The following is a 13003-nucleotide window of genomic DNA, read 5'->3' on the forward strand; positions in this document are numbered from 1 at the left end:
ACGGATTGGAGTGCACCACCATGAGCCGCACTTCCCCCCACCAGCACCACCCCACAGGTGAGCTGAGCCGTCGCGGTCTGCTCAAGACCGCCGGCGGTCTCACCGCGGCCGTCGCTCTGGGTACCGCGTCCGTCGCCACCACGGCGGACGCGGCCCCCGCGACCTTCACCCACCCCGGCATGCTGCACAACGCCGGTGACATCAACCGGGCCAAGGTCAGGGTCGCCGCGGGCACCGACCCCTGGCGGGCCGGCTGGAACCGGCTGACCGCCAACTCCCACTCCCAGTCGACCTGGACGCCCCGCCCCACGGCCACGATCATCCGCGGCGGCGACGGCCAGAACTACCCCCAGCTCTACAACGACATCCACGCCGCCTACCAGAACGCGCTGCGCTGGCACGTCGGCGGCACCGCCGCGAACGCCGACTGCGCCGTGCGCATCCTCAACGCCTGGTCGTCCACGCTCACCAGCATCACCGGAAACGCCGACCGGTTCCTGGCCGCCGGCCTCTACGGCTGGCAGTTCGCGAACGTCGCGGAGCTGATGCGCGGGTACGCCGGGTTCGACCTGGGCCGGTTCAAGACGATGATGCTCAACGTCTTCTACCCGCTCAACAACCAGTTCCTCACCGGCCACAACGACGCCTGCATCACCAACTACTGGGCCAACTGGGACCTGTGCAACATGGCCTCCATCATGGCCATCGGGATCCTGTGCGACGACGGAGCCAAGTACGACCAGGCCGTCAACTACTTCAAGAACGGAGGTGGCAACGGCCAGATCCGCCGCGCGGTGCCGTTCCTGTACCCGGGCGTCGAGGGCTACGACCTCGGCCAGTGGCAGGAGTCCGGCCGCGACCAGGGGCACACCGTCATGGGCATGGGCCAGATGGGCGCCCTGTGCGAGATGGCCTGGAACCAGGGCGAGGACCTGTACTCGTACGACGGCCGCCGCTTCATGAAGGCCGCCCAGTACGTCGCCAAGTACAACCTGAACATGAACGTGCCCTTCACCACCTACACCTGGGGCAGCGGCCAGAACTGCGCCCAGCAGTCACACACCGTGATCAGCACCATCAGTCGCGGCCAGGTCCGCCCGGTGTGGGCCATGCTCCACTACCACTACGGGCGGCGCCTGCTCCTGGACGACAAGTACATCGCCCAGATGTGCTTCTCCGTCGCGCCCGAGGGCGGCGGAGGTGACTACGGCACCACCAGCGGAGGCTTCGACCAGCTCGGCTTCGGCACCCTGATGTACGCCAAGTAGCCGTGCACACTCCGTAGCGGGGTACGCCGAACAGCCCCCACACCCGCTCGTGCACCGGAATATCGGGCCACAATGAGTTGCTCTGATCTTCACGGTGCACGAGCGCGGTGAGGAGGCTGGTGGACGTATGACAGCAGTCCAGGCGGACCCCGTGGTGAGCACGCCCTACGGTGCGGTACGGGGCCGGTACGAACAGGGCGTCGCGGTGTTCCGCGGCATCCCCTACGCGGCGCCCCCGTTCGGCCCGCGCAGGTTCCGGCCGCCCGAGCCGCCGGAGCCCTGGGACGGTGTGCGCGAGGCCGCGGCCTTCGGGCCGACCCCGCCGAAACCGCCGTACTCCGAGGCCTTCGCGCAGTACCTGTCCGACCCCGTCGTGCCCGGCGACGACTGCCTCAACCTCAACGTCTGGACCCCCGAGCCCGGCCCGGGCGCCCGGCTCCCGGTCATGGTGTGGCTGCACGGCGGCGCCCTGACCCGCGGCACCGCGGGCATGCCCGTGTACGACGGCCGGCCCTTCGCCCGCGACGGCGTCGTCCTCGTCTCGGTCAACTACCGGCTGGGCATCGAGGGCTACGGCTACTTCCCGGACGCCCCCGCCAATTCCGGCCTGCGCGACCAGCTCGCCGCCCTGAACTGGGTGCACGAGTCCATCGAGGCCTTCGGCGGCGACCCCGGCCGCATCACCCTGTTCGGCCAGTCCGCCGGCGCGATCAGCATCGGCGCGCTGCTCGCCGCCCCGCAGGCCCAGGGCCTGGTCCGACGGGCGATTCTGCAGAGCGGGCCGCCCGAGACCGCCGACCGGGACAAGGTACGGCGGATGGTGCGCCGGATGGCCACCCGGCTGAAGATCCCCGCCACCGCCGTCGCCTTCGCGGACGTCGACCGTGAACTGCTGCTGCGCACCCAGGCCGAGGTCGGCCGGCTCAGCAGCCCCGTGGTGGGCGGGCCCGCCTTCGGGATCGTCGTCGACGGCGACATCGTGCCCCGTGAACCCCTCGCGGCGATCACGGAAGGTGACGCCGCCGTCGGCGTCGACCTGATGATGGGCTGGACCCGGGACGAGTACCGGCTGTGGCTGGTCCCCGGCGGGCTGCTGGAGCGCGTCGACCGGCTCGGCGCGGTCGCCCTGGCCGGCGCCATGGCCCGCTGCCACGCCGGTGCCGACATCCCCCGCGGCTACCGCACCCTGCACCCGGAGGCCGGCACCGCCGAGATCGTCGGCCAGATGGTCACCGACCACCTGCTGCGCATCCCCCTGCACCACCTGGCCGACGCCCGCCCCGGGGCGTCGTACGTGTACGAGTTCGCCTGGCCCTCCACCCTCCCCGACCTCGGCTCCTGCCACGCGCTGGAACTCGGCTTCGTCTTCGACACCGGCGACGCCCCCGAGTCCCGCAGGCTGGCCGGTGACGGTGCCCCCCAGGAGCTGGCCGACGAGATGCACCGGGCGTGGGTGCGGTTCGCGGTCGACGGCGACCCGGGGTGGCAGCCCTGGGACGACTCGCATCCGGTGCGGATCTTCGGCGACGGAGAGACCCGTACCGCACACGGCCCGCGCGACGCCGAGCTCGCCCTGTGGGCCACCGCGGCGACACCCCCGCAGACCCCCGCCGCCCCCGCCCCTCCTCTCGGTCCGGCCGGGCGGGGCACGGAGCTGCGGGCGGTCGTCCGACGGCTGCGGTTGCCCGGCGCGGTGCGCCGGCACTGACTCCCGGGGCTGGTCGCCGCGGTCGACGAACGGGCGCGAGGAGGCGCGCCTGTGGTGGCCGGCCGCCTCCCGTCCCGAACCGCGCTGACGTTCCTACTTCGCCGGCGCCACCGAGTCCCGCACCACCACATGCGTGCCCAGCAGCAGATGCTCGTCCGGGTTCTCCGGGGTCCGGCCGAGCGCGGTGCGTACCGCGAGGCGGCCCAGCTCCTCGTAGGGGACATGGACCGTCGTCAGGGCGGGGTGCAGGTCGCGGGCGAACGGGATGTCGTCGTAGCCGGCCAGCGACACGTCGCCGGGCACGGCCAGGCCGGCCTCGTGCAGGGCGGTCAGCGCACCGGCCGCGACCATGTCGGTGGCGGCGACCACGGCCGTGAACTCCAGGCCCTGCTGGAGGGCCTCGCGCATCAGCCGGTGCCCGGAGTCCCGGGTGAAGTCGCCGTGCAGCAGCAGCGCCGGGTCGGGGTCCAGGCCGCGGGCGCGGTGGGCGGCGAGATAGCCGCGCTCACGGCCCTGCGCGGTGGTGTGGTCGGACGCGCCGCCGAGGAACAGCACCCGCTGATGCCCCTGGGTGAGCACGTGGGCGACCAGGGCGCAGGCCCCGCCCTCGTTGTCGTACTCGATGACCGTGACCGGCGCCCCGGGTCCGAGCGGCGGCCGCCCGCACAGCACCAGCCGGGAGCCCGCCGACGCCAGCGAGTCGGCCATACGGCGGGTGCGCTCGCGGTACTCGGGGGTGTCGGCCGAGCCGCCGACCAGGATCACGGCGGCGGCTCGCTGGGCGCGCATCATCTCGACGAACTCCACCTCGTGCTGGACGTCGCCCTCCGTGGTGCACACGAGGCACAGATGCCCGAGCCGCCGCGCCTCCCGCTCCACCCCGTACGCCATGTGCGCGAACGACGGTCCGGTGATGTCCTCCAGCACGAACGCCAGCGTGGGCGTGCCGACGCCGGCGACCGCCTTCGCCCGCGCGTCGGCGACGTAGTCCAGGTCCCGCACCGCCCGCATCACCCGCGTCCGCGTCGCCGAGCTCACCGGGTACACGCCGCCCAGCACCCGCGACACGGTGGACGCGGACACCCCTGCCCGGGCCGCCACGTCCCGGATGGTGCTGCGCCCCGCGTCCGCGCTCTTCCTGGTCATCCCTGCCTCGCCCCCTCGAACTGCGGAAACACGGTGGCAACCGGTTCCCATCGGGAGGCTAGCAGTGTGTTGGGGGAGTCGGCAGACGTTATGCCTTCAATGCCCTCGCGATCCCCGCGACCGCCTCGGGCCCGACCCGGCAGCACCCCCCGATCAGCCGCGCCCCGGACGCGCGCCACCCGAGGACCTCCTCCGGGGTGAAGGAGGAGCGGCCGTTCCAGGCCCGCGCCTCGGCGTCCCAGGCCTCCCCGCTGTTCGGGTAGACCACGACCGGCTTGCCGGTGACCCGGGCGGCGATCTCGACGGCACGCTCGACGTCCTGCGGCGCGCAGCAGTTCACGCCGACCGCGATCACCTCGTCCGCGTCGGCGGCCAGGGCGAAGGCCTCCTCCAGCGGCTGCCCGGCGCGGGTGCGCTCCCCGGCGACGGAGTACGACAGCCAGGCCGGCACACCCAGCCCGCGCACCGCCCGCAGCAGCGCCTTGGCCTCGTCGGAGTCCGGGACGGTCTCCAGCGCCAGCACGTCGGGACGGGCCCCGGCCAGCACCTCCAGCCGGGGGCGGTGGAAGCGCTCCAGCTCGTCGACGCTCAGCCCGTACCGCCCCCGGTACTCGGAGCCGTCCGCGAGCATCGCCCCGTACGGCCCGACCGAAGCGGCCACCCACAGCGGCCGCGCGACCCCCTTGCGCCGCGCCTGCCGGGCGGCCTCGCGGGCCAACTCCACGCTCAGCACCAGCAGTTCGGCCGCCCGTTCACGCCCGATCCCGCGCTTGCCGAACCCCTCGAAGGTGGCCTGGTAGCTCGACGTGATCGCCACGTCCGCCCCGGCCTCGTAGTAGGCGAGATGCGCCTCGGTGATCGCCTCGGGTCGCTCCGCGAGCAGCCGCGCCGACCACAGTTCGTCGCTCAGGTCGTGCCCGGCGGACTCCAGCTGGTTGGACATGCCGCCGTCGACCACGACGGGTCCGGCGGCGAGGGCTTCGGCGAGGGTGATGGTGCTGGTCATGGTGACGACGGTAGTCGAGCCGGGGCGGCCGACCGGAATGTGGGACACCCCGGGGCGTCCCCTAGGCCGCGTGCCGTCCGCCCCGCCGTCGCCCGCGCCCCCGCCCGAACCTCGTCGCCGGGACCGCTAGCCCGACGAGCAGGCCCGCGGCCAGGACGTACGGCCACCAGCCGAGGCCGCTGCTCGCGGCGCTCGCGGTGCGGGGGCCGGGGGAGGCGAGGGTGTCGGTCGCCGTGCGGGGGGTGTCCGAGCCAGGGGAGGGGGCGGCGGTGACGGCGGTCAGGACGACGTCGTTGCCGTCGCCGCCCCGGTAGCTGATGCGGTAGGTGGTGTCGTCCAGCTGGAGCTTCCTGCCCTCCTTGAGGCCGGTGAAGGTGCCGGACGTCTTCGCGCGGCCCTGGTGGTCCAGGACGGTGATCCTCCCGGCATGCTTCGTCGAGGTGGCGGCGGCCGCGAGGTCCAGGTCACCGGCCAGGCGGACCGCGCCGGTCACCTTCAGCGGGCCGTCACGCAGGACGAGTTCGCCCTTCGACGACTGCGTGTAGTCGCCGGAGACGGTCAGGCCGCCCGCGACCACACCGTCGTTCCTCACCGCCCCCTTCACTGTGCCCTTGCCGGTCAGCGTCTTCGTCTCGCCCACGCGCAGTCCCGAAGTCCCCGCGTCCAGACGGGACTTCGGCGAGCTGAGCCGGATCAACCTGCTGCGGGCGAGCGTCGCGCCGCCGCGCAGGGCAAGGGTGCCCTTCTTGACCGTCGTGGTGCCGGTGTACGTCACCGAGCTTCCCGTCAGGGTCGTCGTCGCGGCCCCTGACTGGGTGAGCGATCCGCTGCCGCTGATCCGGGACAGGGACAGGGCCTTGCTCGTGTTGTTCAGCACGAGCGAGCCGTTGTTGACGACCTTGTAGAGGTCGCCCCGCGTGTAGAGCCCGCCGTCGCCGCCGGACCTGCCGCTGCCTAGCCGCAGCACGGCGCCCTTCTCGACGGTCGTCGAGCCGTCGTAGTACTGCACGGCGGCGAAGGTGACGTCGTTGCCCTTCGTCCCCTTGATGACGATGTCCCCGGCCCCGGGCGCGGCCAGCGTGTCGTGGAACCTGCCGCCGCCGATGGGGGCGCCCAGTGTCACCGGTCCGTTGTAGTCGAAGGTGAGGAGCGAGCGGGAGCGGGCGGCGAGCAGGTTGATGTAGACGGTCTCCGCCGTGCCCGGCATGAAGATCTTGCTGGTCGTGCCGTCGCCCCACTGGACGTTCGCGCCCTTGATGTTGGTGCCGCGCTTGTTGACGTTCTTGCGCGCGGGCGTCCAGTTCAGGGCCGGGTCGCTGAGCGAGGGGTCGGTGTCGCCGCCCTGATCGGACCAGCTGTACTGGCCGGTGAGGACGACCTTGCTGCCCGGCCGGGACTGGACGTTGATGTCGCTGCCGTACTCGCGCTGGTAGAAGTCCATGCGCATGGTGACGGTCTGTCCCAGCGGGGTGTCCACCGTGTACGTGCCCTGGTTGAGGATCTTGCGCACGTTCGGCAGCGACGTCGCGAACTCCGGGCGCCCGGCGTTCACCTGCGTGCCGTTGTCGATCACCCCGGAGAAGGAGTGGGCGCCCGACAGGTCCCAGGTGCCCCACAGGAAGCGCGGCTGGGTGATGAGCCCGGAGCCGCTGATCGTGCCCAGGTTGTAGGCGCTCCTGAGTGACAGCCGCAGGGTGCCGTCGACCCTGATGTTGTTCTGGTTGAGCCGGAACGCCGGGGTGTTGTACGGGAAGTGGCCGATCAGCCCGGCCGTACCGCCGTTGCCGTACTGCAGGGTCGCACCGCGCTCGACCGTGACGGCGGGCGGGTCGGCGTCGGTGGTGGTGACGTACGGGTGGTTGCCGCCGAGGACGCTCACCTTCTGCCGATGTCGGGACTTCGGCAGGGTGAAGTCGCTGTCCTTGGTCAGGACCAGCGTCCCACTGCCGCGCACGGTGAGGGTGCCCTCGCCGCGGAAGACACCGTCGTACGTCGTCGTCCCCGACGGCACGGTGACCACCGTGTCGCCGCTGAGCGTCACGTCCCGGTCCGCGAGGACGTCGGACGAGACGTCCCGGGGACCGGCGGCGGCCGCCGGGGGAGCGATGACGGTGAGGGCGGCGACCGCCGCGAGGGCGCCGGCGGCCGTTGCTGTCTTGTGGGTATGGCTGCGCACGTCATCGGAGACGGGTGGGGAGGATGCCGATAACAGAAAATCGCGGCTCTTGGGTAAGCGCTCTCTTCATCACGTCGAACCCGTTGACCTCCTGGTTCCACACCTTTACCTTTTCGGCGTTCGTAATAACAGATGATGTCCGTCATTTCGAACAACTCCCCCTCGAACACCTCCCCCTTTGAGAACCCGAGAGGCAGTCCGCATGAGCCGCGCAGACGACCTGCCCCAAGCTCCTGAAGTCCCCCAGGCCCCTCAAGTCCCCAGCCGCAGACTGCTGCTGAAAGGCGCCGCAGCCGCCGGCGCCCTCACCGCCGCGTCCGCCCTCCCCGGGGTCGCCCACGCCGCACCCCCCAAGGCAGCCCCCTTCGTGAACCCCCTCGTCCAACAGCGCGCCGACCCCCACATCCACCGGCACACCGACGGCTTCTACTACTTCACGGCCACCGCCCCCGAGTACGACCGCATCATCCTGCGCCGCTCCCGCACCCTGAACGGCCTGACCACGGCCGCCGAGTCGGTCATCTGGCGGGCCCACGCCACCGGCGACATGGGCGCGCACATCTGGGCGCCGGAGCTGCACCGCATCGGCGGCAAGTGGTACATCTACTTCGCCTCCGCGCCCGCCGAGGACGTCTGGAAGATCCGCATCTGGGTCCTGGAGAACTCCCACCCCAATCCCTTCAAGGGCACCTGGGTGGAGCGCGGCCAGGTCAAGACGGCCTGGGAGACCTTCTCCCTCGACGCCACCACCTTCACCCACCGCGGCACCCGCTACCTGGCGTGGGCGCAGCATGAGCCCGGCATGGACAACAACACCGGCGTCTTCCTGTCCGAGATGGCGAACCCGTGGACCCTGACGGGGCCTCAGGTGCGACTGTCCACCCCCGAGTACGACTGGGAGTGCATCGGCTTCAAGGTCAACGAGGGCCCGTACGTCCTCAAGCGCAACGGGCGCCTGTTCATGACGTACTCGGCCAGCGCCACCGACTCCCACTACTGCGTAGGCCTGCTGACCGCCGACGCCGACAGCCACCTGCTGGACCCCACCAGCTGGTCGAAGTCGCCGACCCCCGTCTTCACCAGCAACGACACCACCAAGCAGTACGGCCCCGGCCACAACTGCTTCACGGTCGCCGAGGACGGACGCACCGACGTCCTCGTCTACCACGCCCGCCAGTACAAGGAGATAGACGGCGACCCCCTGAACGACCCCAACCGCCACACCCGCGTCCAGAAGCTCGGCTGGAAGGCCGACGGCACCCCCGACTTCGGCATTCCGGTCGCCGACACCGCGACGGCAGGAGACTGAGATGAGACGTGCGTACGCGACCCTCCTCGTCCTGTGCCTGGGCCTGTTCGGAGCGCTCGCCACCGCGAGCCCCGCGCAGGCGGCACCCCAGACCGTCACCAACGGCACCCAGTTCACCGACACCTCCGGCAACCCGGTGCACGCCCACGGCGGCGGCGTCATCAAGGTCGGCGCCTACTACTACTGGTTCGGCGAGCACCGCAACGCCGACAACACCTTCCGGTACGTGGACGCCTACCGCTCCACCGACCTGAAGAACTGGGAGTTCAGGAACCACGTCCTGACCCAGTCGAGCGCCGCCGAGCTGGCCACCGCCAACATCGAGCGCCCGAAGGTCATGTACAACGCCGCCACCGGCAAGTTCGTCATGTGGATGCACAAGGAGAACGGCGTCGACTACAGCGAGGCCCGCGCCGCCGTCGCCGTATCGGACACCGTGGACGGCGACTACACCTGGCAGGGCAGCTTCCGTCCGCTCGGTCAGCACATGTCCCGCGACATCACGGTCTTCGTCGACACCGACGGCACCGGCTACATGGCCTCCGCCGCCCGCGAGAACTACGACCTGCAGATCTACCGCCTGACCAGCGACTACACCGGCATCGCCGCCCTCGTCGCCGACCCCTGGCACGGCGGCCACCGCGAGGCCCCCGCCCTGTTCAAGCGGAACGGCGTCTACTTCATGCTGACGTCCGGCGCCACCGGCTGGAACCCCAACCAGCAGCAGTACGCCACGGCCACCAGCATCGCCGGTCCGTGGACCGCGATGAAGAACATCGGCGACTCCACGACCTACGGCTCGCAGACCGCGTACGTCCTTCCCGTGCAGGGCAGTTCGACGACGTCGTACCTCTACCTGGGCGACCGCTGGGGCAACTCCTTCGGCGGCACCGTCAACGACTCCCGCTACGTCTGGCTGCCGCTGACGTTCCCCTCCTCGACCTCGATGTCCATGTCCTGGTCCCCGGAGGTCACCATCGACACGGCCACCGGCTCGATCAGTGGGACCAGCGCCACCTACAACACGCTGATCGCGCGGCACAGCGGCCGGTGCGCCGATGTCACCAGCCAGTCGCTGTGGGCCGGCGCCCAGATCAAGCAGTACGACTGCAACGGCGGCAACAACCAGAAGTACTGGTTCAAGTCCGTCGGCAGCGGCTACTACCAGCTGATGGTCAGGAACAGCTCCCTGTGCGTCCAGGAGAACGCGAGCACGGTCACCCAGGAGAACTGCAACGCCTCCTCGACCGGCCAGCAGTGGTCGCTCACCACCACCGGCTCCTACGTGAACGTCAAGTCCCGCGCGAGCGGGGAGTGCCTCGACGTGAACGGCGCGTCCACCGCCAACTCGGCCGCGATCATCACGTACACGTGCAACGGCGGCACGAACCAGCAGTGGACGCGCGGGACATGAGGTGCCGTCAGGCGAGCAGGTCGATCGCGTCGATCGCCGTGCCCGCGCTGAGATAGCCGGTCAGCCCCGAACCGCTCACCACGTCGATCTTCAGCACGTTGTACTGGCCGGTGTCCGTCAGCCAGGCGGACGCCGGCACGCTGTACGTGAACGTGTGGTTGTTGCCCCGGTACGAACCGTTGGTCAGCGACCGGGTGTCCGGCTGGGCGGGCGGCGAGGGGATGGCGGATGTCCACTTGCCGTTGACCGACACCTGGGGGCGACCGTTGGCGTACGCCGTCGTCACCCCGATCCGCAGGGTGTGCGCGGCCGCCGCCTGGGCCGCCGTCAGCCGGAAGTACACCAGGATCCCGCTGTTGACGTCCTTCCAGAGGTAGCAGGGGAAGGCCGCCGTCTCGTTGTTGCCGATGACGACGTTGCCGGTCCAGGAGGCGGCCCGGACGTCGGACGGGTGCGCGTACGTCATCAGGTCGGCGTTCTTGAACCCGCTCGGAGTGCCGTTCCAGTCGCCGATCCGCCAGATCGCGCTCGCGTTGCTCGGGTCGTTCGAGGACGGGATCGCGATGGTGTTGAGGGTGGTCGTGCCACCGGCCGTGACCGTCACCGACCCCGTGTGCACGGCGAGTTCGCCCTTGAAGACGGTCAGGGTGTACGTCCCCGGCAGCACTCCGCCGATCGAGAAGTAGCCGTCCGAGGACCGCGCCGAAGCCCAGTACTGGGCCGTCGGGTTGGCGAGCCCGACCGTGTACGGGTACGCCGTGTTCCGCCCGGAGATCCCGACCCCGGCCACCCGGCCGCGCCCGCCCGCGCCGACGTACCCGGACATGCCCAGCGAGTCCGCCCACGAGGTGGTGAGCGTGCCCGGGAACAGCGACGAGGAGGGCGCACCGCCGTCGGTGAGGGCGATGACATACGGGCCCTGGAGGCCGAACCGCTGGGCCTCGGTCTGGTTCTGGCCGTAGTAAAGGATCTCGTACAGGCCGCCGCCGTCAGCGCTCTGGTGGCGCAGCAGCGAGCGGTAGAAGGGGCCGCCGGACGCCTTCTCGTGGTTGCTGCGCACGATCCACAGGCCGACGCTGCCGGTCTTCCAGCCGATGTAGTCGTAGTCCATCACCCGGAGCCTGGAGTAGTGCTTGGAGCGGGTCTGGCCGTCGGACTTCGCGAAGACGTCGGAGGCCTCGATGGTGCTGTTCGTGTACGTGTAGGAGTCCGGCTCGTCGTTGAGGAACAGGCCCTTCTTCACGCGCAGGATGTAGCGGGTGGCGGAGACCGAAGTGTCGGCCTTGTTGGTCCACAGGTAGATGTTGTTCTCGCCGCTGCGGGCCGCGTAGTAGTGCCGCAGCGTGCCGTACGCCACCGAGATCAGGATCGTCGAACCCGACTGCCTGATGGACACGGTGGACGAGCCGAGGCCGGACTCGATGTGCGAGTTCATTCCGCCGTAGCCCTGGTACTCCGTGCCCCGGTAGACCAGCGAGGTCAGGTCGCCGTTGGACTTGCTGACCTTGAAGACGAGGTTGGCGCCGGTGTCGACGACGTAGTTCGAGCCGTCGTCGCTCCAGCCGAAGGCCGCGGCGGCCGCGGTGCCGCTCAGCGCGGCCGTGCCCGCCGCGGCGGCGGTGCCGAGCACGAAGGTACGGCGTCGGACCGGTCTGTCGGTGGATCCGGACATGGGGGGTGCCTCCTTCGAGAGGTGTTCGAGAGGTGCCTTCGAGCGGTGTGGGGGTGGTGCGGGTGAGAGCGAGGGTGACAGTTGAATCGATTTCGCGAAAGGGCTTTCGTAGCGGAGAAGTTGGCAGTCTTGTGAAATCGGGCCGAGGTCTAGAAAGCGCTTGCAGAAACGGGTACGGTCCAGCGCCAGGCCTTGTCGTCCTGTGGAGGAGTCGACGCATGAGACGTTTCAACCTCGCCGTCCTGGCGGCGCTGACGCTGAGCACCGGCCTGGCGGCCGTACCGGCCCAGGCGCAGGCACACGGGTCGTACGACGGCCGGCGCCCGCTCGGCCTCGCCAACTGCACCGCCACCGCCTGCCACTTCGACGTCCCGCCCGGCACGTACGACGTGAGGGTCCTCCTCGGCGGCGGGGCCGCGTCCAGCACCAGCGTCACCGGTGAGACCCGCCGCGCCCTGCTCCCCGAGACGCCCGCTCCGGCCGGCGAGCGCGTCGCCCGCAGCTTCACCGTGAACGTCCGCACCCCCGAGGGCGAGCCCACCGGTCCGGACGGAACCGCCGGGCTCGACCTCAGGCTGGGCGGCGCGGCCCCCGCGCTCGCCGACATCAAGGTCACCCCGGCCCGGCACGCCCGCCAGATCTTCCTCGTCGGCGACTCCACGGTCTGCGACCAGCCCGGCGACCCGTACACCGGTTGGGGCCAGCAGCTCCCGCAGTACCTCCGCAAGGGCCTGTCCGTCGCCAACTACGCCGACTCCGGCGAAAGCACGGTCACCTACCTCGCGGACTCCCGCCTCTGGGCCACCGTCCAGCCGCAGATCCGCCCCGGCGACCTGGTCCTGATCCAGCTCGCCCACAACGACAAGACCACCGACGAGGCGACCTACCGGGCCAACCTGGAGGCACTGGTCGCCGGTGTCCGCGAGAAGCGCGGCGAGCCCGTCCTCGTCACCCCGATCGTGCGCCGCTGGTTCAACGCCGACGGCACGCTCGACAACGGCACCGCCCTGCTGGTGAACGGCCTCGGCGTGGACCACCCGGCCGTCATCCGCTCGGTGGCCGCCGCCCACGACGTCCCCCTGATCGACCTCACGGCGAAAACCAAGGCACTGGTGGAGTCCCTGGGCGTCGAGGCATCCAAGGCGCTGTACCTCTACAACGAGAAGCGCGACAACACCCACACCTCCGTGCGGGGCGCCACGGCGTACGCGGAGCTCGTCCGCGACGAACTCGTCGCCCGGCATCTGGTGTCGGAGGGCCTGGTGCGGGTGGGATGAACCCCTGGGGCGTTCCGACCGGAACCG

The 13003-nt window shown here is 70.7% G+C and carries 9 protein-coding genes; 5 read left to right on the forward strand and 4 right to left on the reverse strand.

Annotated elements, in window-relative coordinates; all coding sequences use genetic code 11:
- The first annotated feature begins 20 nt into the window (after positions 1-20).
- On the forward strand, positions 21-1268 hold the full coding sequence (locus tag ACZ4UU_RS43045; protein WP_471908895.1) for an alginate lyase family protein: 1248 nt from the start codon (positions 21-23) through the stop codon (positions 1266-1268).
- Between the two features lie 127 nt (positions 1269-1395).
- A complete protein-coding gene (locus ACZ4UU_RS43050) occupies positions 1396-2976 on the forward strand; it encodes a carboxylesterase/lipase family protein (RefSeq protein WP_471908896.1) in 1581 nt (526 codons plus the stop codon).
- 93 nt (positions 2977-3069) lie between these two features.
- Here ACZ4UU_RS43050 and ACZ4UU_RS43055 read toward each other — a convergent pair whose 3' ends face one another.
- The 3 genes from ACZ4UU_RS43055 to ACZ4UU_RS43065 form a co-directional block, all read right to left on the reverse strand.
- Positions 3070-4122 carry a LacI family DNA-binding transcriptional regulator gene (locus ACZ4UU_RS43055; protein ID WP_471908897.1) on the reverse strand — a complete coding sequence of 351 codons (1053 nt, stop codon included), beginning with the start codon at positions 4120-4122 and terminating at the stop codon, positions 3070-3072.
- An 88-nt stretch (positions 4123-4210) separates the two neighbouring features.
- Entirely contained in the window at positions 4211-5128 is a 918-nt protein-coding gene (mmuM, locus tag ACZ4UU_RS43060; RefSeq protein WP_471908898.1) for a homocysteine S-methyltransferase, read from the reverse strand.
- 61 nt (positions 5129-5189) lie between these two features.
- Positions 5190-7304, reverse strand: coding sequence for an autotransporter (locus tag ACZ4UU_RS43065; RefSeq protein WP_471908899.1), 2115 nt, complete (start codon positions 7302-7304; stop codon positions 5190-5192).
- A gap of 202 nt (positions 7305-7506) precedes the next feature.
- Here ACZ4UU_RS43065 and ACZ4UU_RS43070 point away from each other — a divergent pair, with 202 nt between their 5' ends.
- Both ACZ4UU_RS43070 and ACZ4UU_RS43075 read left to right on the forward strand, forming a co-directional pair.
- Complete coding sequence (locus tag ACZ4UU_RS43070) at positions 7507-8613, forward strand: glycoside hydrolase family 43 protein (RefSeq protein ID WP_471908900.1); 1107 nt, start codon at positions 7507-7509, stop codon at positions 8611-8613.
- Position 8614: 1 nt separating this feature from the next.
- Positions 8615-10027 carry an RICIN domain-containing protein gene (locus tag ACZ4UU_RS43075; RefSeq protein WP_471908901.1) on the forward strand — a complete coding sequence of 471 codons (1413 nt, stop codon included), beginning with the start codon at positions 8615-8617 and terminating at the stop codon, positions 10025-10027.
- A gap of 7 nt (positions 10028-10034) precedes the next feature.
- On the opposite strand, the gene ACZ4UU_RS43080 is transcribed toward ACZ4UU_RS43075, so the two are convergent.
- Entirely contained in the window at positions 10035-11699 is a 1665-nt protein-coding gene (locus tag ACZ4UU_RS43080; RefSeq protein ID WP_471908902.1) for a rhamnogalacturonan lyase B N-terminal domain-containing protein, read from the reverse strand.
- Positions 11700-11917: 218 nt separating this feature from the next.
- Here ACZ4UU_RS43080 and ACZ4UU_RS43085 point away from each other — a divergent pair, with 218 nt between their 5' ends.
- Complete coding sequence (locus ACZ4UU_RS43085) at positions 11918-12976, forward strand: rhamnogalacturonan acetylesterase (protein WP_471908903.1); 1059 nt, start codon at positions 11918-11920, stop codon at positions 12974-12976.
- Positions 12977-13003 lie beyond the last annotated feature (27 nt).

The organism is Streptomyces sp. NPDC028907, from assembly GCF_055564995.1.

Excerpts from the sequence above, each read along its gene's own strand:
- ACZ4UU_RS43045 (WP_471908895.1), top strand. The coding sequence starts at position 21 with ATGAGCCGCACTTCCCCCCACCAGCACCACCCCACAGGTGAGCTGAGC.
- ACZ4UU_RS43050 (WP_471908896.1), top strand. The coding sequence starts at position 1,396 with ATGACAGCAGTCCAGGCGGACCCCGTGGTGAGCACGCCCTACGGTGCG.
- ACZ4UU_RS43055 (WP_471908897.1), bottom strand. The coding sequence starts at position 4,122 with ATGACCAGGAAGAGCGCGGACGCGGGGCGCAGCACCATCCGGGACGTG.
- mmuM (WP_471908898.1), bottom strand. The coding sequence starts at position 5,128 with ATGACCAGCACCATCACCCTCGCCGAAGCCCTCGCCGCCGGACCCGTC.
- ACZ4UU_RS43070 (WP_471908900.1), top strand. The coding sequence starts at position 7,507 with ATGAGCCGCGCAGACGACCTGCCCCAAGCTCCTGAAGTCCCCCAGGCC.
- ACZ4UU_RS43075 (WP_471908901.1), top strand. The coding sequence starts at position 8,615 with ATGAGACGTGCGTACGCGACCCTCCTCGTCCTGTGCCTGGGCCTGTTC.
- ACZ4UU_RS43080 (WP_471908902.1), bottom strand. The coding sequence starts at position 11,699 with ATGTCCGGATCCACCGACAGACCGGTCCGACGCCGTACCTTCGTGCTC.
- ACZ4UU_RS43085 (WP_471908903.1), top strand. The coding sequence starts at position 11,918 with ATGAGACGTTTCAACCTCGCCGTCCTGGCGGCGCTGACGCTGAGCACC.